General features: G+C 72.8%; 22 protein-coding genes. 9 read left to right on the top strand and 13 right to left on the bottom strand.

What is annotated here, in order from left to right; translation table 11 throughout:
* Positions 1-21: 21 nt before the first annotated feature.
* Positions 22-2106, bottom strand: a complete 2085-nt coding sequence (locus ACFWTC_RS15415; protein ID WP_384026876.1) for a trypsin-like peptidase domain-containing protein — start codon at positions 2104-2106, stop codon at positions 22-24.
* 129 nt (positions 2107-2235) lie between these two features.
* On the opposite strand from ACFWTC_RS15415, the gene ACFWTC_RS15410 reads away from it, so the two are divergent.
* Positions 2236-2424, top strand: coding sequence for a DUF6104 family protein (locus ACFWTC_RS15410; RefSeq protein WP_383917510.1), 189 nt, complete (start codon positions 2236-2238; stop codon positions 2422-2424).
* A gap of 160 nt (positions 2425-2584) precedes the next feature.
* Here the strand turns inward: ACFWTC_RS15410 and sodN are convergent, their stop codons facing one another.
* Positions 2585-2980, bottom strand: coding sequence for a superoxide dismutase, Ni (gene sodN, locus ACFWTC_RS15405; RefSeq protein ID WP_267717888.1), 396 nt, complete (start codon positions 2978-2980; stop codon positions 2585-2587).
* A gap of 171 nt (positions 2981-3151) precedes the next feature.
* Between sodN and sodX the strand changes: the two genes are divergently transcribed.
* Entirely contained in the window at positions 3152-3577 is a 426-nt protein-coding gene (sodX, locus tag ACFWTC_RS15400; RefSeq protein ID WP_383917513.1) for a nickel-type superoxide dismutase maturation protease, read from the top strand.
* Here sodX and ACFWTC_RS15395 read toward each other — a convergent pair.
* Positions 3481-4110, bottom strand: coding sequence for a CGNR zinc finger domain-containing protein (locus ACFWTC_RS15395; RefSeq protein ID WP_383917516.1), 630 nt, complete (start codon positions 4108-4110; stop codon positions 3481-3483). The two genes, sodX and ACFWTC_RS15395, sit on opposite strands and share 97 nt — an antisense overlap.
* Positions 4111-4191: 81 nt before the next feature.
* Between ACFWTC_RS15395 and ACFWTC_RS15390 the strand changes: the two genes are divergently transcribed.
* Positions 4192-4959: a methyltransferase domain-containing protein gene (locus ACFWTC_RS15390; RefSeq protein WP_384026879.1), complete on the top strand. Its 768-nt coding sequence runs from the start codon at positions 4192-4194 to the stop codon at positions 4957-4959.
* Positions 4960-5083: 124 nt separating this feature from the next.
* On the opposite strand, the gene ACFWTC_RS15385 is transcribed toward ACFWTC_RS15390, so the two are convergent.
* From ACFWTC_RS15385 to ACFWTC_RS15375, 3 genes are read right to left on the bottom strand one after another with little or no spacing between them, the layout of a single operon-like run.
* The gene (locus ACFWTC_RS15385) at positions 5084-5848 is read right to left on the bottom strand and encodes an amino acid ABC transporter ATP-binding protein (protein ID WP_269289373.1); all 765 of its coding nucleotides are present in this window, start codon (positions 5846-5848) and stop codon (positions 5084-5086) included.
* Complete coding sequence (locus ACFWTC_RS15380) at positions 5848-6789, bottom strand: amino acid ABC transporter permease (RefSeq protein WP_383911097.1); 942 nt, start codon at positions 6787-6789, stop codon at positions 5848-5850. Before ACFWTC_RS15380 ends, ACFWTC_RS15385 begins: the two co-directional genes overlap by 1 nt.
* A gap of 39 nt (positions 6790-6828) precedes the next feature.
* Positions 6829-7788, bottom strand: a complete 960-nt coding sequence (locus ACFWTC_RS15375; protein ID WP_383917522.1) for an ABC transporter substrate-binding protein — start codon at positions 7786-7788, stop codon at positions 6829-6831.
* 524 nt (positions 7789-8312) lie between these two features.
* Here ACFWTC_RS15375 and ACFWTC_RS15370 point away from each other — a divergent pair.
* The 4 genes from ACFWTC_RS15370 to ACFWTC_RS15355 all read left to right on the top strand — a co-directional run bounded on the left by ACFWTC_RS15370 (position 8313) and on the right by ACFWTC_RS15355 (position 11472).
* A complete protein-coding gene (locus ACFWTC_RS15370) occupies positions 8313-9515 on the top strand; it encodes an NADP-dependent malic enzyme (protein ID WP_383917525.1) in 1203 nt (400 codons plus the stop codon).
* A 184-nt stretch (positions 9516-9699) separates the two neighbouring features.
* Positions 9700-10662, top strand: a complete 963-nt coding sequence (locus tag ACFWTC_RS15365; protein ID WP_383930047.1) for a zinc-binding dehydrogenase — start codon at positions 9700-9702, stop codon at positions 10660-10662.
* Positions 10663-10744: 82 nt separating this feature from the next.
* Entirely contained in the window at positions 10745-10954 is a 210-nt protein-coding gene (locus ACFWTC_RS15360; protein ID WP_008741547.1) for a helix-turn-helix domain-containing protein, read from the top strand.
* Positions 10954-11472, top strand: coding sequence for a Clp protease N-terminal domain-containing protein (locus tag ACFWTC_RS15355; protein WP_383930049.1), 519 nt, complete (start codon positions 10954-10956; stop codon positions 11470-11472). The genes ACFWTC_RS15360 and ACFWTC_RS15355 overlap by 1 nt, the downstream gene beginning before the upstream one ends.
* A gap of 49 nt (positions 11473-11521) precedes the next feature.
* Here ACFWTC_RS15355 and ACFWTC_RS15350 read toward each other — a convergent pair whose 3' ends face one another.
* Positions 11522-12460: a helix-turn-helix transcriptional regulator gene (locus tag ACFWTC_RS15350; protein ID WP_383930052.1), complete on the bottom strand. Its 939-nt coding sequence runs from the start codon at positions 12458-12460 to the stop codon at positions 11522-11524.
* A 1-nt stretch (position 12461) separates the two neighbouring features.
* A complete protein-coding gene (locus ACFWTC_RS15345) occupies positions 12462-13388 on the bottom strand; it encodes a DUF4097 domain-containing protein (protein WP_383930055.1) in 927 nt (308 codons plus the stop codon).
* Between the two features lie 150 nt (positions 13389-13538).
* Here ACFWTC_RS15345 and ACFWTC_RS15340 point away from each other — a divergent pair, with 150 nt between their 5' ends.
* Positions 13539-14354 carry a hypothetical protein gene (locus ACFWTC_RS15340; protein WP_383930058.1) on the top strand — a complete coding sequence of 272 codons (816 nt, stop codon included), beginning with the start codon at positions 13539-13541 and terminating at the stop codon, positions 14352-14354.
* 102 nt (positions 14355-14456) lie between these two features.
* Here the strand turns inward: ACFWTC_RS15340 and ACFWTC_RS15335 are convergent, their stop codons facing one another.
* Positions 14457-15392 (bottom strand): LysR family transcriptional regulator, encoded by a 936-nt coding sequence (locus tag ACFWTC_RS15335; protein ID WP_383930061.1) that lies wholly within the window; start codon positions 15390-15392, stop codon positions 14457-14459.
* A gap of 214 nt (positions 15393-15606) precedes the next feature.
* On the opposite strand from ACFWTC_RS15335, the gene snpA reads away from it, so the two are divergent.
* Positions 15607-16263 (top strand): snapalysin, encoded by a 657-nt coding sequence (snpA, locus tag ACFWTC_RS15330; RefSeq protein ID WP_383930063.1) that lies wholly within the window; start codon positions 15607-15609, stop codon positions 16261-16263.
* 137 nt (positions 16264-16400) lie between these two features.
* Here the strand turns inward: snpA and ACFWTC_RS15325 are convergent, their stop codons facing one another.
* The 4 genes from ACFWTC_RS15325 to ACFWTC_RS15310 all read right to left on the bottom strand — a co-directional run bounded on the left by ACFWTC_RS15325 (position 16401) and on the right by ACFWTC_RS15310 (position 20339).
* Entirely contained in the window at positions 16401-16985 is a 585-nt protein-coding gene (locus tag ACFWTC_RS15325; RefSeq protein WP_383930066.1) for a dihydrofolate reductase family protein, read from the bottom strand.
* A gap of 177 nt (positions 16986-17162) precedes the next feature.
* The gene (locus ACFWTC_RS15320) at positions 17163-17756 is read right to left on the bottom strand and encodes a GNAT family N-acetyltransferase (protein WP_383930069.1); all 594 of its coding nucleotides are present in this window, start codon (positions 17754-17756) and stop codon (positions 17163-17165) included.
* Between the two features lie 130 nt (positions 17757-17886).
* The gene (locus ACFWTC_RS15315; protein ID WP_384026882.1) at positions 17887-18927 is read right to left on the bottom strand and encodes a family 2 encapsulin nanocompartment cargo protein polyprenyl transferase; all 1041 of its coding nucleotides are present in this window, start codon (positions 18925-18927) and stop codon (positions 17887-17889) included.
* A 5-nt stretch (positions 18928-18932) separates the two neighbouring features.
* Complete coding sequence (locus ACFWTC_RS15310; RefSeq protein ID WP_384026885.1) at positions 18933-20339, bottom strand: family 2B encapsulin nanocompartment shell protein; 1407 nt, start codon at positions 20337-20339, stop codon at positions 18933-18935.
* Positions 20340-20469: the final 130 nt, after the last annotated feature.

Raw genomic sequence — 20469 nt, 5'->3', positions numbered from 1 at the left:
GCAGCTGCTCCCTCCTGCCGGTCACAGGTCCCCCTGGAGCGGCTCGTCCTCGGGCAGGGCGCGTGCCGGGTCGTCCCATACGAGGACGGCTCCCGCCGCCCAGTACGCGTCCGGGTCCGCCCCGTACGCGCGCCCCCGCAGCGCCTGCAAGCGCAACGGCAGGGCCTGCGCCCCGCCCGCCACGGCCAGTTCCTCCCGCAGCCCGCGGTGGAACGGCGCACAGGAGACCGCCGGCTCCGGAGGGGGCCGCCGGCCCGCCACCACCCCGTACCCGGACTCCCGTACGGCGTGCAGCGAGCCCAGCGTGGGCTCCTCCGCGGCCGCCCGGCAGTGCACGGCCACCGTGTTGTCCGGCTGCGCCGCGAGCCGGTCCGGATCGGCCGCGCGCGGGCGCCCCCGCGCGCAGTCGATGCGCTCGTCCAGCAGCGGGCCCGGCTGCACCCGCGCCCACCGGTCGGCGGCGCGCCCGGGCGCGGGCGCGGGGCCGCCGGGGTGACGCAGCACCACCGGCCGCTGCACCCCCAGCGGGGCGCCGCCCACCAGCGTCCACTCGTCCACCGCGAGGCCGAACAGGGCCGGTTCGACGGCCACTTCTAGCAGGGCCGCCGCCTCGTGGGTGTCGCAGCGCCGGAAGGCCTCGGCGAGCGGGGCCCGCAGCGCTTCCGGCAGGCCCGCCAGGGTGGCCCGTACGCCCGAGTCCACCGGGGTCAGCCGGCCGGGGTGCGCCGGGCCGGCGAGCACCGACACCCGCCAGTCGTAGACGTCCTCCCAGCCGTGCGCCCAGGCCTCCAGCAGCACCGACGCCCCGGTGGGCACGCCGCCGGACCGCCGGGCGGGGCCGTGGGTGCCGCGCTCGGCGCGGGTCCGCCGGCGCTGCTCCCGCTCGGCCAGCCCGCGCTCGTGGCGCTCGCCGAGCTCCCGGCGCAGCGGTCGCCACAGCCGTTCGGCCGTGGCCCGCACCCAGTCCCACAGTTCCTCGTCCGCGCCGGGCGCGGGCGGCTCGCGGTAGTCGGCCACGCTCACGTCCGTCGCGTACCGCAGCATCGCGGCGGCCTCCCCGGCTCCGCCCGGCGGGTCGTGGAGCAGGCCCAGCCCGTCGCGCCAGCTCAGGGGGGCGGGCGGCTGCGGGTCCGGTTCCTCGCCGCGCGCCGCTTCGGCCAGCGCCCGTACGACCTCGGAGGAGCCGGGCGGGGGCAGTTCGGCGAGGAGCCCGCACAGGGTGGTGCGCTCGCCGGGGGTGAGCCGGCCGCGTCCCTGCGGGCCGCCGCCGTCGGGGGCGGGCAGCTCGTCGTGGACGTCGGTCCAGGTCCGGCGGGTGTCGAGGTCGCTGACGTGCTGGTCGTAGTGGTGGAGGTCGTGGGCCTGCATGACGCGCCGGTAGAGCCCGATCTGGCCCCGCGGGGGCATCGGCAGGGTGCGCAGCTGGACGACGGACACGGCCAGCCCGCCGCCGCCCGTGTGCCGTCTGGCCTTGACGACGCCGACGACCTCGCCGCGGCCGAGGTCCACGACGGGGCCGCCGGACATGCCGGGCTCGATCTCGTCGTCGTCGCCGAGCCGGATGGCGGCGCCGTTGCCCGCGGTGCCGCGCAGCCGGGTGGTGCGGCCGGTGATCTCGGGGGTGCCGAGGTCCTCGGTGCAGCCGAAGTACGCGACCTCGTCGAAGCGGGGCCGGGAGCGGTCGGTCAGCCAGACGCAGGCGTGCGAGACGGGGGCCAGGACCCGGATCAGCGCCAGGTCGGGAAGGTCCCAGAGGGCGCGCCGGCCGGGCCGGCGCTCGTCGAGCCGCTCGGGCAGGACGCACTCCACGCGCCCGGCGACGGTCCCGGTCGCCGCTCCGGGGCGGGCGGAGCCGCCGGAGGAGAAGGTGATGCCGACCTCGCGCCCCGTCAGACGCACCGCAGCACCCCCCTCGCCGACCACGTGCGCGCACGTCAGGACCCAGCCGGGGGCGATGAAGAACCCGCTCCCCCAGGTGGGTCCGGACGGACTGCCGGGGGGTTCATACCCGCCCGGCGGGGCGTGGACGCGTACGGTCGCCGCCTGCACAAGGGGTTCGAGGAGCTCGAAGGCGCGCGCGGAGCCGGCCGTGCGCCCGTCGGTCATCCGCGCCCCCGTCTCGTGAGACGTCCTGAGACGTCCAGGCTAGCGCCGGGGGCCGATACGGCGGGAGGTCTCGCCGCAACGCGGATTATCCTGGCGGGAAACACCCCCATCACGGCACGGAGCCAGACTGTGTACTTCACCGATCGCGGCATCGAGGAGCTGGAGAAGCGGCGCGGCGAGGAGGAGGTCACCTTCGAGTGGCTCGCCGAGCAGCTGCGGACCTTCGTCGACCTGAACCCGGACTTCGAGGTCCCGGTGGAACGCCTGGCCACGTGGCTGGCCCGGCTGGACGACGACGAGGACGACCCCGACGAGTGAGCGGGCGCACGCGGGGGCGGATCCCGCGCGGGTGGGTCCGCGTACGGGGCCACCCGTCACCCGGCGCACGAGAACGGCCCGGCTGCCTGGAGCAGCCGGGCCGTTCTCGTTGTCGCGGGCGGCCGGTGGGGCCGCGCGACCAGGGGGACCGGGCGCCGGGTCAGGCGGCCTTGGTCTCCCAGAAGATGCGGTCGATCTCGGCGATGAGGTCGAGCGCCTTCTGGCCGGTGGCCGGGTCGTTCGACGCCTTGGCGGCCGAGAGGGCCTTCAGGGTGTCGTTGACCAGGCCGTGCAGCTGCGGGTACTTCTCGAAGTGCGGCGGCTTGAAGTAGTCGCTCCACAGCACCGAGACGTGGTGCTTGGCGAGCTCGGCGCGCTGCTCCTTGATGGTGATGGCGCGCGCGCGGAAGTCGGCGTCGTCGTTGGCCTGGTACTTCTCCTGCACGGCCTTGACGGACTCGGCCTCGATGCGGGCCTGGGCAGGGTCGTACACGCCGCACGGCAGGTCGCAGTGGGCGGAGGCCTTCGCCTTGGGGGCGAAGAGGCGGGAAAGCATGGGGTGTGTCCTCCTCGTGATCGTCTTCTCAAGGGGGAGGTTACTCGCTGGGGATCGGTATTTCGCGGCTGCCCCCATGGGCTTAGGACAAAAGTCCAGGGTCGCGGCCGGACCGGTGAGCGAATGTACGGGCCCGTACGGCAGCATGCGGAGATGACGAGGAGGTCGCCCATGGTGGAGAGCCGGAGCCCGCTGAAGCGGTTCGGTCTGGTGGACGTGTCGGGGCCGTCGATGGCCCCCACCCTGGCCCACGGCGACCAGGTCGTGGTCCGGTACGAGGCGGCCGTCCGTCCGGGGCACGTGGTGGTGCTGCGCCACCCGTTCCAGCAGGACCTGCTCGTGATCAAGCGGGTGGTCGAGCGCCGGCCGGGCGGCGGCTGGTGGGTGCTCGGCGACAACCCGTTCAACGAGGCGCCCGGCGACAGCACCGTCTTCGGTCCGGTCCCCGGCGAGCTGGTGCTGGCGACGGCGCTGCTGCGCGTGCGGCCGCGCCGGGAGGATCAGTGCTCGCTGAGGGCGCGGCTCTCCTGGGCGCTCTCGGCGGTGCGCCCGCTGTGGGCGGACGCCTCGGCCTCCAGCCGCTTGCGGGCGCGGTAGGCGGCGACGTTGGCGCGGGTGGCGCACCGGTCGGAGCAGTAGCGCCGGGAGCGGTTGGTGGAGGTGTCGAGGTAGGCGTTGCGGCAGGGCGGCGCCTGACACAGCCCTAGGCGGTCGGGGCCGTGCTCGGTGAGGTGGAACGCCAGGCCCATGGAGGCCATGGCCGCGTAGCCCGCGGAGGCGTTCGAGGGGTGCTCGGCGAGGTGGATGTGCCAGTCGGGTGCGCCGTCGTCGCCGAGGGTCTCGTGGCCCGAGACCTGCGGGCTGACCGGGAACTCCATGAGCAGCGAGTTCAGCAGGTCGACGGCGAGCACGTGGTCGCCGCCGTCGGCGGCCTCGAAGACGGAGCGCAGCCGGCCGCGGACGTTGCGGAAGCGGGTGACGTCGGTGTCGGTGACGCGGCGCGCCATCTGCACGCTGGGGCCGAACAGGGCGCGGACGGCGTCCACCGAGGTGAGCGCGTCCTTGTTGCGGGCCGGCTCCTCGGTGTTGACCAGGCGCACGGCGTAGTCCGAGTAATGGGCCAGTTCCACTTGTAGTCCTTACGGCTGCGGATTATCGTCTCGGTAACAGCTGAGACGGATACGAGGGTATTACGTACGGAGGGGTTCGTGATGGCTGGAACGACGAAGAGCGGCACCGACTGGCAGGCCTGGCAGGACAGCTGGGACCGGCAGCAGGAGTGGTACATGCCCGACCGCGAGGAGCGGTTCCGGGTGATGCTGGACATGGTCGAAGCGGTCGTGGGGCCGGCTCCCCGGGTGCTGGACCTCGCGTGCGGTACGGGAAGTATCACGGACCGGCTCCTCAAGCGGTTCCCGGAAGCCACCAGTACGGGTGTCGACCTCGATCCGGCGCTGCTGGCGATCGCCCGCGGCCACTTCGCGGGGGACGCGCGGGTCTCCTTCGTCACCGCCGACCTCAAGGACCCCCACTGGCGCGCGGCCCTGCCGCACGAGACGTACGACGCGGTCCTGACGGCGACGGCCCTGCACTGGCTGCCCAGCCGTGACCTCGCCGTCCTGTACGGGCAGCTGGCGTCCCTGGTCCGCCCGGGCGGGGTGTTCATGAACGCCGACCACATGCCCGACCCGGCCACCCCGCGCATCGACGCCGCCGAGCAGGCCCACCGGCACGCCGGGATGGACCGGGTACGGGCCTCGTCCGGGGTGCCCGACTGGCGCGAGTGGTGGGCCCTGGCGGCCGCGGACCCGGAGCTGGCCGAGCCGGTGAAGGAGCGGTTCGCGCTCTACGGGGAGCACGCCGACGGCGACACCCCGACCGAGGCCTGGCACGCCCGCACCCTCCTCGACGCCGGTTTCGCCGAGGCCCGCACGGTCTGGCGCTCCCCCTCGGACGCACTGGTCCTGGGCCTGCGGTGACCCGCCGGGAGCCGGGCCTGAGGCCCGGCTCCCGGCGCGCGTCCGCCGCCCGCCGCCCGCCGCGGCATGAGAGAGGGGCGGTACGGGAATCCCGTACCGCCCCTCGCCCGCCCGCCGGTGCGACCTACAGCACCTTGGACAGGAACGCCTTCGTGCGGTCGTGCTGGGGGTTGCCCAGCACGTCGCGCGGGTGGCCCGACTCGACGACCACGCCGCCGTCCATGAAGACGAGGTTGTCGCCGACCTCGCGGGCGAAGCCCATCTCGTGCGTGACCACGATCATGGTCATGCCGTCCTCGGCCAGACCGCGCATGACGTCGAGGACGTCACCCACCAGCTCCGGGTCGAGCGCCGACGTGGGCTCGTCGAAGAGCATCAGCTTCGGCTCCATGGCCAGCGCGCGGGCGATCGCCACGCGCTGCTGCTGGCCGCCGGAGAGCTGGGCGGGGTAGTTCCCGCCCTTGTCGCCGAGGCCGACCCGGTCGAGCAGCTTGACGGCGCGCGCCCGGGCGACGGCCTTGCTCTCGCGCTTGACCATGACGGGGGCTTCCATGACGTTCTCTATGGCCGTCATGTGCGGGAAGAGGTTGAAGCGCTGGAACACCATGCCGATGTCCTTGCGCTGCGCCGCGACCTCGCTGTCCTTGAGCTCGTACAGCTTGTCGCCCTTCTGGCGGTAGCCGACGAGCCGGCCGTCGACGGAGAGCCGTCCGGCGTTGATCTGCTCCAGGTGGTTGATGCACCGCAGGAAGGTGGACTTGCCGGAGCCGGACGGGCCGACCAGGCAGAACACCTCACGCGGCGCGACCTCCAGGTCGATGCCCTTGAGGATGTGCGCGGCGCCGTAGGACTTGTGGACGCCCTCGGCCTTCACCATGGGGGTCGTCATCAGGCCACCGCCTTGCGGTTCGAGAAGCGGGAGAGATTCGCCTTGATCTTCTGCAGCGGGGTGGGCGGCAGGGATCGCAGCGAGCCGCGGGCGTAGCGGCGCTCCAGGTAGTACTGGCCGACGCTGAAGACGCTGGTCAGGGCCAGGTACCAGATCGACGCGACGATGAACATCTCCATCACCGCGAAGGAGGTGGCGGCGATGTCCTGCGCGGCGCGCAGCAGGTCGGCGTACTGGACCGCGACCACCAGCGACGACGTCTTGAGCATGTTGATGAACTCGTTGCCCGTCGGCGGGACGATCACGCGCATCGCCTGCGGCAGCACGATCCGGCGCATCGTCTTCGTCTGGGTCATGCCGAGGGCGTGGGACGCCTCGCTCTGGCCCTCGTCGACGGACTGGATGCCGGCCCGGACGATCTCCGCCATGTAGGCGCCCTCGTTGAGGCCCAGACCCAGCAGCGCCGCCAGGAACGGCGTCATGACCTGGGTCATCTCGTCCTTGTAGAACCCGAGGTTCAGGAGCGGGAAGATCAGGGCGAGGTTGAACCAGATGAGGAGCTGTACGTAGACCGGGGTCCCCCGGAAGAACCAGATGTAGAACCAGGCGATGGTGCTGGTCACCGGGTTCTTCGAGAGCCGCATCACGGCGAAGAGCACGCCGAGGACCAGGCCCAGGAGCATCGAGCAGACGCTGATCCAGACCGTGCTCAGCATGCCGCTGATGATGCTGCTGTCGAACAGCTTGTCCGGGATGGTCTGCCAGCGGACGTTGCCCTGCGAGAAGGCGAACGCGAGGGCCACGACCAGGCCGATGACGACGATCCCGCTGACCCAGCGGCCGTAGTGGCGGACCGGGATGGCGCGGATGGCCTCGGGGGGGAGGCCCCCGGCCGGCGGGGTTGCCGCCGGCCCGGGGACCTTGTCGAGCTTGTCAGTCACAGTGACTGCCCTTCAGAGTGCTGCGGTGTCGCGCGGGAATCACTGACCTGCGTTGATCTTGGCCTCGGTCACGGCGCCGGAGCCCGCGTTCCACTTGTCCAGGGCGGCCTTGTACGTGCCGTCCTTGATGGTCGCGTCGAGCGCGGCCTTGAGCGCGTCGCGCAGCTCGGTGTTCTTCTTGTCGACGGCGATGCCGAAGAGGCCCGCGTCACCCGGGTTGGCGATGGCCTCGAAGTCGTTGCCGCCGCCCGCGGTCTGCGCGATGTACGCGGCGACCGGGGAGTCGTTCAGGTCGGCGACGGCGCCGCCGGCCTTCACGCGGGTCTGGGCCTCGGCGTCGGTCGGGAAGGACTCGAGGGAGATCTCGCCCTTGCCGGCCGTCTTGCACTTCTCGGACTGGTCCTTGGCGGACTGCTCGTAGGTCGTGCCGCGCTGGACGGCGACCTTCTTGCCACAGAGGTCGTCGAGGGTCTTGATGCCCTCCGGGTTGCCCTTCTTGACCAGGATGCCGGTCGAGGCGGAGAAGTAGTCGACGAAGTCGACGCCGGTACCGGTCTTGGCGCCCTTGTCGTCGAGGCCCTCCTGGCGGGCCTTGGTGTCGGTCAGGGAGGACATGACCATGTCGCTGCGACCGGTCGGCAGGCCGCCGAGGAGGGTGTCGAAGGTGCCGGAGGTGAACTCGAACTTCACACCGAGCTGCTTGCCGAGGGCCGCGGCGATGTCGGGGTCGACACCGACGATCTTGCCGCCCTCGGTGAACTCCATCGGTGCGTAGGTGGCGTCCGTGCCGACCTTGATCACACCCGCGTCCTGGATCTTCTTCGGCAGCTTGGAGAACAGCGGGGCGCTGTTCTCCTTGCCCGACGGGGTCGCGGTGGAGCCCTTGTCCGTCTGGTCACCACACCCGGTGAGGATCAGGGCGCCGGCAACCGCGATGGCGCCGACCGCCGCGATCCGGGACCGGGCGGCGGTCGTACGACGAGTGGTGCTAGCGGTCATGAGCTGGTTCCTCCGGCAGGTGGAAAAGCATCCGAAAACGGTAGGGCACGCACCATCGAGTGTCGCGACCTTGTGTGATTACGGCATCTTGCCATTCGGACTGGCGCATTCAGGCTGCCCATCAGGTCAAAATCGCATAACGGGCGACCCCCGACACCGAACAGGACTGCGGGCAGGACCCCCCTGGGCCGCACGATGCGCCGCCGCATCCCCTGTTTGGCGGACTATTTGCGGTCCGTCTCACCTGCCGGGCTCAGCCTCTTGGACTTTTCACCAAAACTAGGACAAGAGGCTTGTGGTCGAGCTGGAATCGACTCGTCTGGGCGAGTGTTCTTCCGGTAGAACAGATCCTTACACCCCTCATCCGGGGCTCAGGGCGCGCGTGCGGCGCGCCCGCGCGTACGAACCTCCCCTCCGCGGAGACGGGCCAACCGTCGATGCGGAGCACGGACGCGGTGCCCGCCCACCCCTTAACCAGGAGTGGCCACCCTCAACGATTCAAAGGACTTAAGGGGTCACACAAAGTGGCAGCGGAGATCGTCAACCCTCGCAGTGACAGTGCGACGGACAACAACCCCGATGCGGTGTTCGCACTGCACCGGGGCGGCAAGATGGCCATCGTGGCCACGGTGCCCGTCCACGACAAGGACGACCTGTCCCTCGCGTACACCCCCGGCGTGGCGAAGGTGTGCAGCGCCATCGCCGAGCAGCCGGAGCTGGTGAACGAGTACACCTGGAAGTCGAACGTGGTCGCCGTCGTCACCGACGGCACGGCCGTGCTCGGCCTCGGTGACATCGGCCCCGAGGCCTCCCTCCCCGTCATGGAGGGCAAGGCCATTCTCTTCAAGCAGTTCGGCGGCGTGGACGCGGTTCCGATCGCGCTCGCCACCAAGGACACGGACGAGATCATCGAGACGGTCATCCGTCTCGCCCCGTCCTTCGGCGGGGTGAACCTGGAGGACATCTCCGCCCCCCGCTGCTTCGAGATCGAGCGCAGGCTCCAGGAAGCCCTGGACATCCCGATCTTCCACGACGACCAGCACGGCACGGCCATCGTCTCGCTGGCCGCGCTGCGCAACGCCGCGAAGCTCACGGGTCGCACCCTCGGCGACCTGCGTGCGGTGATCTCGGGCTCGGGCGCGGCGGGCATCGCCATCGCCAAGATCCTCGTGGACGCGGGCATCGGCGACGTCTGCGTCACCGACCGCAAGGGCGTCGTGTCCGCGGACCGCTCCGACCTGACGGACGTCAAGGCGGAGATCGCGGGCCTGACCAACAAGACCGGGCAGACCGGTTCCCTGGAGAACGCCCTCGCGGGCGCGGACGTCTTCATCGGCGTCTCCGGCGGCACGGTTCCCGAGTCCGCGGTCGCGACGATGGCGAAGGACTGCTTCGTCTTCGCCATGGCCAACCCCAACCCGGAGGTGCACCCCGACGTCGCGCACAAGTACGCGGCCGTCGTGGCGACCGGGCGTTCGGACTTCCCGAACCAGATCAACAACGTGCTGGCGTTCCCGGGCATTTTCGCGGGCGCCCTCAAGGTCCGGGCCACCCGGATCACCGAGGGCATGAAGATCGCCGCCGCCGACGCCATCGCCGGCGTCGTGGGCGACGAGCTCGCCGCCGACTACGTGATCCCCTCGCCGTTCGACGAGCGCGTCGCCGAGGCCGTCTCGGCCGCGGTCGCCGCGGCGGCGAAGGCCGACGGCGTGGCCCGCCTGGCCTGACCGTCACACCCCGCAGTACGCGCGGAGGCCCGGCCGGAGCGATCCGGCCGGGCCTCCGCGCGTCCGGGCGGCGCGGCCGCGGGGTCCGGGTGGCATGGCCGCGCGCCGGCGGTGCGGCGAAGACCTCACTTCCGGGGGGCCGAAGGGGCTGGAACCCGCACCTACCGAGCGGTAGCGTCGCGGCATGTTCGCTGCCTACGCCGCCAGAATCGACCGAGACCAGCCGCTGAACGGCCTCGTGCTGGGCGACCGCCCGGCCCCCGTGGCCCGCCCCGGCTGGGTGACCGTCAACGTCCGGGCCGCCTCCCTCAACCACCACGACCTGTGGTCGCTGCGCGGGGTCGGCCTCGGCGAGGACAAACTGCCGATGATCCTCGGCTGCGACGCCGCCGGGACCGACGAGGACGGCAACGAGGTCGTCCTGCACTCCGTGATCGGCCAGAGCGGCCACGGGGTCGGCCCCGACGAGCCCCGCTCCATCCTGACCGAGCGCTACCAGGGCACCTTCGCGGAGCAGGTGACCGTCCCCGCCTGGAACGTCCTGCGCAAGCCCGCCGGGCTGTCCTTCGAGGAGGCCGCCTGCCTGCCGACCGCCTGGCTGACGGCGTACCGGATGCTGTTCACCAACGCCGGGGTCCGGCCCGGCGACTCCGTGCTGGTGCAGGGCGCCGGCGGCGGGGTCGCGACCGCCGCGATCGCCCTCGGCAAGGCCGCCGGCCTGCGCGTCTTCGCCACCAGCCGGGACGAGGCCAAGCGCAAGCGGGCCGTGGAGCTGGGCGCCCTGGAGGCGTACGAGCCGGGCGCGCGGCTGCCGCAGCGGGTCGACGCGGTGATCGAGACGGTGGGCGCGGCCACCTGGTCCCACTCGGTGAAGTCCCTGCGCCCGGGCGGCACGCTGGTCATCTCCGGCGCCACGAGCGGCGACCGTCCGGCGCACGCCGAGCTGACCCGGATCTTCTTCCTGGAGCTGAAGGTGGTCGGCTCGACCATGGGCACCAAGGACGAGCTGGAGGACCTGCTGTCGTTCTGCGCCACGACGGGCCTGCGGCCGGTCATCGACGAGGTCCTGCCGCTGGACCGGGCCCGGGAGGGCTTCGAGAAGCTCCAGTCGGGCGACCTCTTCGGGAAGGTCGTCCTCACTCCCTGAGCGCGCCGCCACTGACGGACCGTCCGGCACCGTCGTCAATAGAGGTTGACAACGCCTCCCGCGTCAACCTAGATTGACAGCCATGACGGAAGCTACCGATCTCGCCGAACGGGCCGGTGACCGCGACCCCCGCGTGGGCCTGCGTGCCGTGGCCGCCCTCCGCAGGCTGCTGGAGCAGCTGGAGGCCGTACAGGTACGCAGTGCCCGCGCTCAGGGCTGGTCCTGGCAGGAGATCGCGGCCGAGCTCGGCGTCAGCCGGCAGGCCGTGCACAAGAAACATGGGAGGGTCTGATGTTCGAACGCTTCACCCGGGACGCCCGCTCCGCCGTGACGGGGGCCATGGACGAGGCCCGGCGGGCCGGGGCCGCCACGATGACCGAGGAGCACCTGCTCCTCTCGCTCCTGGCCCTCGGCGCCCTGGACCCGCTGGGTGTGGACCGCGCCTCCGTGGCGGCGGACCTCGCGGCGGCCCGGCGCCGGGGCGGCATGTCGCGGGCCGACGAGGAGGCCCTCGCCGGGCTCGGCATCGACGTCACCGAGATCGTCGCCCGCGTCGAGGAGGCGCACGGCGAGGGCGCCCTGGCCGCCCCGGCACCCCGCCGGCGCGTGCTGGGCGGCTCCGCCCGCCTCACCGAGGGCGCGAAGAAGGTGCTGGAGCAGTCCCTGCGCATCGCCGTGGGCCGCCGCGACCGGCACATCGGCACCCTGCACCTGCTGCTGGCCCTGCTCTCCCGCCCGGGCACGGTCTCCGAGGTCCTGGCGGACCACGGAGTCTCGTACGGCACGGCCGAATCGGGCCTCGCGGCCTGAGCCGGCGGCCTCCCGGACGACCGTCCCGCCGGGTGCCGTACGCCGACGCCTACGGCGTGCTCAGCGCCCCGGTGAGGCGGGAGGCCGCCGCCGCCAGGTGGGCGCGGGCCTCGGCCAGCCGGGCCGGGGTCACACCGTGGTCGCGGGCCGCGTCCCGCACCTCGTCGCGGAACCGGTCCAGCAGCCGGTCCAGGTCGCGCGCCGGGTCGGCCGTGGGCCCCAGGTCCCCGGCCCAGTCGGTGCCGTCGGCCGGGGGCGCGGCTGTCGCCGCGGCCCCGGAGGACCGCTCGGACCCGGCCGACGGGCCGGACGGGCCGCCCGGTCCGGCCGGGGAACCGCCGCTGCCGCCGAGCCAGGCTCCGGCCAGGCTCCCCAGCACCCCGCCCGACTTGGCGAGCTGGTCCTGCAGCTGGCCCGCGATGCGCTGGACCTCCTCGCGGGCCCGGTCCTGGGCCTCCTTCGCCTGGCGGCGGGCCTGCTGGGCCTCCTCGCGGGCCCGGCGGCTCTCGTCCTTCGCCCGGCGGGCCTGCTCCTTCCAGTCCTGCCGCGCCTTGCGCAGTTCCTCCTTGGCCGCCTGCCAGGACTCGTCCTGGACCTGCGTCGCCGACGCGGAGGCCGCGGCCCGCATCTCGCGCCGCAGGTCGCCCGCGGCGCCCCGGACGTCGTCGCGGATCTCGGCGGCCAGTTCGGTGACCGAGTCGCGGATCTCCAGCTCCAGGTCGGCCAGCTCGCCGCTGCGGTCGGCCAGTTCGGCGCGGCCCGCCTCGGTGATGGAGTACACCTTGCGCCCGCCCTCGGTGGCGTGCGTGACCAGTCCCTCGGCCTCCAGCTTGGCCAGCCGCGGGTAGACGGTGCCCGCGGAGGGCGCGTACAGGCCCTCGAAGCGCTCCTCCAGCAGGCGGATCACCTCGTAGCCGTGGCGCGGGGCCTCGTCCAGCAGCTTGAGGAGGTAGAGGCGGAGGCGGCCGTGGGCGAAGACGGGTGGCATGTCAGAGCACCTTCTTGTCGAGCGTGAGGGGGGCGTCGGCGTCGGCCTGCGGGCGCCGGAGCAGCGCGATCCCGCCCGAGACGGTGGTGGCCCGCAGGGTGCCGGTGCCGGAGCCGAGGGTGCCGGTGATCCGCTTGGCGCCCAGCTGGCCGGAGACCCGCAGGTCCTCGAAGGCGTTGGAGACGCCGCCGGTGGCGGTGTTGGCCTCCACGCGGGCGTCGGCGGGGTGCGGGAGGCGGATGGCGACCTGGCCGGAGACGGAGTTCAGGGCGATGTCCACCGGGCGGGCTGCGGCCGGGTCGAGGTCCAGGTCGATGAGCATGTCCCCGCTGACCGAGTCGGCCCGTACGGAGCCGCCCGCGCCGTCGACGACCGTCAGGCCGCCGGACACCGAGTGGAAGCCGAGGTCGCCGGTGACGGACTGGGCCTCGACGCTGCCGGAGACCGTGTGCGTCTTGACCCGGCCGGAGAGCCCGACCAAGGTGGCGTCACCGGAGACCCCGTTGACGTCGGTGCCGCCGGAGATGCCGGAGACGAAGGTGGTGGCGCCGACCGCGCCGACATGGACGCGCGTGGCGGCGGGGACGGTGAGGGTGACGGAGGCGCTGCGCTCCCAGGCCTTGCGGCCCGCGGAGGAGGAGCCGGACCACGCCTTCCACGGCTTGGCCTCGAACCACGCCTTGAACCCCTGGGAGCCGTTCCAGGGCAGGTCCTCGTAGGAGACGGTGAGGACGCCGCCCTCCTGGACCACGTACAGCGGGGGCCCGTCGATCGCGGACGCCTCCAGGCGGGCCGGGCCCTCTTCTGCGGCGACGACGTTGACCGTGCCGCCCACGAGGCGGACGCGGAGCTCGGTGACCGGCTCCTCGAAGGTGAGCTTCTGCGGTTCGGCGATGTGCCACGTCGACGGTGACGCCTGCTCTGCCATGGTGCTGATCCTCCTCGTGCGTTCACGGACACGGGTCTCGACGCACGCAACATATCGCGTCTTCTCCAGAACACGATATATCGCGGTCGGGGGAAGTCAAGCGCGTGGTCCGAATCATCGGTATGGGGTGGTTTGCCTTAGCGTGTGGGCATGCCGATCCCCCAGAGCACCGCCGGCGGCCTCCTGCTCTGCCGCGCCGAACCCCTCGCCGCCCGCCACGCGGCGCACCTGTTGCGCGTACGCCTGCTGCTGGCCCCGGCGGGCGGGTGGAGCGCCTTCGTCCCCGAGGGCAAACCGTGGCTGGACGGCGAGGAGGGCGTGGCGGAGGTGCTCGCCGGCTGGGGCACGGCGGTCGCGGTGGGCGTCGGCTGGCCCGTGCTGAGCCTGTGGTGGGAGGACGGCCGGACCGGCTTCTCCCTGGCGAGCGGGTTCCGCCGGCCGGTGGTCCACGCGTGGGACGCCGACGGCGGCCCGGTCGGCGAGCCCGGCGCGATGCGGACCCTGGCGGCGCGGCTGGGGCTGGACCCCGTACTCGACCTGGAGGATCTGGAGCGCCTGACCCGGCCGGACGCCGCGGCCGACGGGAACTCCCGGCTGCTCGGACTGATCGCCCTGCTGTCCCGCGCCGGACTGGCCCTGCCCGCGGGGCTCTCCCCGGGCGAACCGGCCGACCGGCTCCGGGAGGCGGCCCGGCACGCGCCGGGCGCCGAGACGGTGGAGTGGTCCGGCTGGCGGGACGCGGTGCGGGCGGAACTCGACGTGGTGGAGGAGGGGCCGCTGGGGCCCTGGCTCCTCGGCCCGAAGGCCCGCCTGCTGGGCACGGCGCAACTCGCGGCGGGCGCCCCGCTGCTGCTCTGGGGTGCCCGGCACCGCAGCCCGGGCTGGCTGACCGCCGGCGCCGTCCTGGCGGCGCACGGCGCGCTGGCCCTGGCGTACGACCGCGCCCGGGCGGCCCGGCGCGGCTGAGACACGTCGGGCCGTCCCGGGGGCGCGGGCCCCGGGCGGCGCCCCGGCCGCGTCAGGCCTGCTCGGGCGCCCCGCACGCCCCGCACGCCCCGCGGTGAATCGTTACGCCACCTCCAGCAGCGGGCTCGCGTGGTGCCGCAGCCACGCCCGGTACGGCGGCGTCCGCATGGCCGCCTCGCGGTAGGCGGCGCGGAGGTCCGCGTAGACCTCGGCGTGCGCCCCCGGCCGGGTGGCCAGTAACAGCCTTACGGCGAGGGGGTCCCCGCACAGCGGACGGATCGCCATGTCGTCGCGCGGCCCGGAGGTCGGCTGGCAGGGGGCCACCGCCTCGCCGGACACGATGAGCGAGGTGGCCGTGTGGTAGTCGGCGTGCAGCACCGGCGGATCGAGCCCCGCCCCGGCGAAGACGCGGCGCAGCCCGTCCCACTCCCCGTCGACCGACGGATCGACCGTCCAGCGGTCTGCGGCCAGGTCCCGTAAGGACACCACCGACTGCCCCGCGGCCGGATGGTCCCGCGACATCGACACGAACTGCGGCTCCCGCTCCATCAGCACGTGCACCTCCAGCCCTGGCGGCACCCGCAGCGGGCTGCCCTCGACCTCGTGCACGAACGCCACGTCGAGCTGCCCCGAACCGGCCATCCGCAGCAGGGCGTTGGCCGAGACGTCCACCACCAGCGAGGTCTCCGTGTCCGGGAGCCTCCGGTGCAGCCGCCGCAGCCATCCCGGCAGGGCCCGGCTGGCCGTGGAGCCGATCCGCAGCCTCGGCCCGTGGGCCAGTGCGTGCGCCTCCGCCACCAGGGCGGCCATCTCGGCCAGCAGCGGCCGCGCCCGGCCCAGGACGGTGCGCCCGAACGGCGTGGGCCGGCACCCGGTCCGCTCGCGCAGGAACAGCTCGCCGTCCAGGGCCCGTTCGATCCGGCGCAGCTGGGTCGTCAGGGAGGGCTGGCTCACGCCGAGCTGCCGGGCGGCCTTGTGCAGGCTTCCGGCGTCGGCGATGGCACACAGCGCGCGCAGGTGCCTGACCTCAAGCTCCATGCCCCGAGAGTAGGCCGGGCCGGGTCGAGCGCACCAGCAGCCGATAGCCCCCCGAATCCCGCCATTCTCACTCCTGTTGGGCAACCGAAAACTCCCCGATAGGGCCGGGCTATCGGGGAGTGACATCATCCCCCGGCCCCGTCCGCTCCCCCAGACTCCGGTACCGAACGACCCACCCCCCACCGCACCACCGGACGAGTAGGAGCTCCCCCACATGCGCCACTCCCGTAAGGCCGTGCTGTCCGCCGGCATCGGCCTCGGCCTCGCCGCCGCCCTCGGCGGCGTCGCCCCCGCAGCCGCCGCGCCCGCCCCCGTCGGCAACTCCGCCACCTTCGCCGCGTACGAGCGTTCCCAGGAGAACCAGGCCGCCACCAAGGCGTTCTTCGAGGCCGTGCAGCGCTCGGTCACCGAACAGCGCGCCGCGAACCCCGGCGCCCTCGCCGTGACCGTCACCTACAACACCCGCAGCGCGCCCAGCTTCCGTACCCAGATAGCCAGTTCCACCCGGATCTGGAACAGCTCGGTGACGAACGTGAAGCTCCAGGAGGTGTCCTCGGGCGGGAACTTCTCCTACCGCGAGGGCAACGACTCCCGCGGCTCGTACGCGAGCACGGACGGCCACGGCCGCGGTTACATCTTCCTGGACTACCGGCAGAACCAGCAGTACAACTCCACCCGCGTGACGTCGCACGAGACCGGGCACGTGCTGGGCCTGCCGGACCGCTACTCGGGCCCGTGCAGCGAGCTGATGTCGGGCGGCGGCCCGGGCACGTCGTGCCAGAACGCCACCCCGAACGCGACCGAGCGCGCCCGCGTGAACCAGCTGTGGGCGAACGGCCTGGTCGCCTCGGGCCTCGACACGAAGGGCTAGCCCCACCGGCCCCACCGGCCCCACCGGCCCGGCCGGCCGGTCCGCCGGCCGCCGGGCCGCTCCACGGCCTCCCCGCGGGCAGGGCACGTCTGCTGCTCGTGCCCGGCCCGCGGGGCGACCCGCGCGTCCGGCGGAAGTCAGCGCTTGACGTCGTACGAGGTGACGACCTGGCCGCCGCCCAGGACGGTGCAGCCGGTCAGCTCAAGCGGGCGCACGCCGAAGCCCGCGCGGGACATCGGCATGCCGGTCCCCGCGACGACGGGGTAGGTCTTGACGACGTACTCGTCGATCTCGTCGGCCAGCTGCGCCGCGAGGTCGGCGCCGCCGCACAGCCAGATGCCGAGCCCGTCCCGCGCCTTGAGCCCGCGGACCGCGCCGGCCACGTCCCCGCTGATCAGCCGGACCGCCGGATCGGGCGGGACGGTCAGGGAGCGCGAGACGACGTACTGCTCGCGCAGGTGGCCGTAGGGGCTGGCCATGCCCGCCTTCAGGCCCGGCTCGTAGGTGTTGCGGCCCATGAGGACCGTGTCGAAGCGCTTGGGGGCGAGGTCCTCGATCCCGAGCTGCGCCCGGCCCCGGGAGGAGATCGTCTCCGGGTACTCGGTCACCAGGTGGCCGATGAACTCCGGGTCCAGGAAGGCGTAGAGGAAATCGCCGTCGCCGTCGGGGGCGCCGATGAAGCCGTCGACCGTCGTGGCGATGAAGTACGTGAGCTTGCGCAAGCGGGTCTCTTCCGTCGGACGGTGCCACCGCACCGGGGCACGCCAGGCAAACTACTTCACTTGCAGTGGTTAACCAAGCCCTTTTGCGCCGCGCCCCGTTCACGGCTCCCGGCCACGGCTCCCGTTCACGGCTCCCGCTCACGGCCTCCGTTCACGATCCCCACCCACCGCCGCCGCTCACCCCCGCGGCTTGCGCCACATCGGCCACATCAGGGGCCCGTCGGGCAGCCGTACCGGTTCGCCGGTCAGCTCCCAGCCCAGGCGTTCGTACAACCGCATGCTGCGCTCGCTGCTCGCCTCCAGGTACGCCGGCACGCCCTCGCGGTCGCAGCGCTCAAGCACCGGGCGGATCAGCTCGCGGCCCAGCCCCTCGCCCTGGCGGCCCGGGGCGACGGCGATCATCAGCAGGTACTCGTGCTCCTCGGACGTCGGGTGCACCGCGCCCGTGAGCCGGCCCACCAGCTCACAGCGCTCGTTGTCGGGATCGGCCACCGCCCGCATCTTCGCCGGGACCTCGTCCTCCCCCTCCGGCTCGCCCGCCGGGATCCGCAGCCAGAGCGCGGCGGCGGAGCCGTCCGCCGCGCAGTCGATCCGGCCCTCGGCCAGCGCCACGTCGACGAAGACGCCCAGGAACTTCCCGTGCACCGCGGCCCGGTGCTCCGGGTCGGGGAAGACCCAGCTGCTCACCGGGTCGGTACGGAAGGCCTCGTCGAGGAGGCGCGCCACCGCGTCCCGGTCCGACTGCTCCGCTTGACGTATCTCCAGTACCACTGGTCACACCCTTCGCCCGAGCATCAACAACCTTGGGCGATCCTAGAGTTGGCCCCCACATGCGGACAGGCCTGTTCCGGCACCATCCGGTGCCGGAACAGGCCTCCCCCCGAAGCCGCTCCCTACGGGGTCACCGCGTACGGCGCGTGACGAACTCCGCCAGCGCCAGCAGCCCGCCGGCCGCCCCCAGGTCCGGAACGGCCCGGGACAGCTGCTGCACCGCCCGGCCCATCCGGTCGGCGGCGTGGGCCTGCGCCCAGTCGCGGCCGCCCGCGCGGTCGACCGCATCGGCCGCCCGGTGCACGTCGTCCCCGGTCATGGGACCCGCGTACAGGGCGGCCAGCTCCTCCCCCGCCGTGGTGCCCGAGGTGAGGGCGGCCACGACCGGGAGGGACTTCTTGCGGGCGATCAGGTCGGCCCCGGCGGGCTTGCCGGTGTGCCCCGGGTCCCCCCAGATGCCGATCAGGTCGTCGATCAGCTGGAAGGCCAGCCCGGCCTCCCGGCCGAAGGCGTCCATCGCGTCGACCTCGTCCGGCCCGGCTCCCGCGTACAGCGCGCCCAGCGCGCACGCGCAGCCCAGTAGCGCGCCGGTCTTGGCCGTGGCCATGGTCAGGCACTCGTCGAGCGAGACGTGCGGCCGCTGCTCGAACGCGCAGTCCGACTGCTGGCCGGCGCACAGCTCGATCACGCAAGCCGCGAGCCGGGCCGAGGCCGCCGCCGAGGCCGGGTGCGGGTCCTCGGCGAGCAGCCGCAGCGCGAGCGCCATCATGGCGTCGCCGGTGATGATCGCGTCCGGTGTCCCGAAGACGGTCCAGGCGGTGGCCCGGCCGCGGCGCCGGGCGTCCCTGTCGATGACGTCGTCGTGCAGCAGCGTGAAGTTGTGCGCCAGCTCCACGGCGGCCGCCGCCCGTACGGCGTCGTCCACCGGCCCGCCCGGGCCCTGCATGGCCTGGGCGGAGGCCAGCACCAGCGCGGGCCGGATGGCCTTGCCGGCGTTGCCCGCGGCCGGGGTGCCGTCCGCGTGCTCCCAGCCGAAGTGGTACATCGCCACGCGCCGCATCGAACCGGGCAGGCTCTGGATCGTCCGGCGCAGTTCCGGGTTGACCGCTTCTCTCGTCCGTTCCAGCAGGACCGCGGCCTCTTGGCCCTCGCCGGTCGCGACGGTGTTCACCGCGCTCAGCGCCAGCGGCCGATCTCGACGTTCTCCAGCACGCCGAGCGCGTCCGGGACAAGCACCGCGGCGGAGAAGTACGCGGTGACCAGGTACGAGATGATCGCCTGCTCACTGATCCCCATGAAGCGGACCGACGTGCTCGGCTCGATCTCGTCCGGGATGCCCGGCTGGTGCAGGCCGATCACGCCCTGCTCGTCCTCGCCCGTGCGCATGCACAGGATGGAGGTCGTGCGGGCGTCGCTGATCGGGATCTTGTTACTCGGGAAGATCGGCACTCCGCGCCAGGACGGCACCCGGCTGCCGCCGATGTCCACCGACTCCGGGTACAGGCCGCGCCGGTTGCACTCGCGGCCGAAGGCGGCGATGGCCTTGGGGTGCGCGAGGAAGAACTTGGAGCCGCGCCGCATGCTGAGCAGCTGGTCCATGTCGTCGGGGCCGGGGGCGCCGTCGTGCGGCTGGATGCGCTGGTCGTAGTCGGCGTTGTGGAGCAGGCCGAAGTCGCGGTTGTTGAGCATCTCGTGCTCCTGGCGCTCGCGCAGCGCCTCGACCGTGAGCCGCAACTGCTGCTCGGTCTGGTTCATCGGCTGGTTGTACAGGTCGGCGACCCGCGTGTGGACCCGCAGAACCGTTTGGGCGATGGAGAGTTCGTACTCGCGCGGGTGGGCGTCGTAGTCCACGAACGTACCGGGGAGGACGGCCTCGCCCTGGTGGCCGGCCGAGAGGTCGATGGCGGCCTCGCCGTACTTGTTGGTCCGCTGCTCGGGCTGGGTCCGTACGTCGTCGATGTGCGCGCGCAGCGAGTCGACCCGGTCGGCGAGCAGCTGGAAGTCCTGCCGGGACAGGACGAGCGCGGTGCCGGAGGTGGCGGCGCGGGCGGTGTACTCCCAGATGGCCTCCTCGTCGACGAGGGAGTCCTCGCCGAAGTAGGCGCCGTCGGCGACGGTCCGCAGGACGGCGTCCTCGCCGTAGGGGCCCGGGCCGACCTGGTCGATGCGGCCGTGGGCGAGCAGGAACACCCGGTCGGAGGCGTTGCCGAAGGAGGTCAGCTCCTGGCCGGCCTCGAAGTCGACCTGCCGGCAGCGCTGGGCGAGCTCGCCCAGCACGTCGAGGTCCTCGTACTCGCGCAGCAGCGGGAGCTCGCCGAGCTCGGCCGGAATGACCTGGACCTGGGTCCCCGTCTTGATGAACTCGACACGTCCGTCACCGACCGAGTAGCTCAGGCGGCGGTTCACACGGTAGGTGCCGCCCTGCACCGACACCCACGGCAGCATCTTCAGGAGCCACCGCGAGGTGATCTCCTGCATCTGCGGCGCGGACTTGGTCGTGGTTGCCAAGTTCCGCGCGGCCGACGTCCCCAGACTGCGCTGCGGTGCCTGGGTCTCGGATTCGGAACCTGCCTGGACCGACATGTATTTCCCTTTCGATCACTCCATGGATCTGCGGGATGCAGCCTTCCAGTACGGAACGTGGTGGGACCATTACACAAAAGGGTGGGACTACTCCATACGAGTGCGGGGCATTGTCTGGGGTTCAACTTCT

The sequence above is a fragment of the Streptomyces sp. NPDC058619 genome (genome assembly GCF_042717785.1).
Taxonomy (GTDB): Bacteria; Actinomycetota; Actinomycetes; order Streptomycetales; family Streptomycetaceae; genus Streptomyces.
The sequence above is the reverse complement of the archived record's forward strand: the minus strand, read 5'-3'. Positions and strand labels throughout refer to the sequence as shown.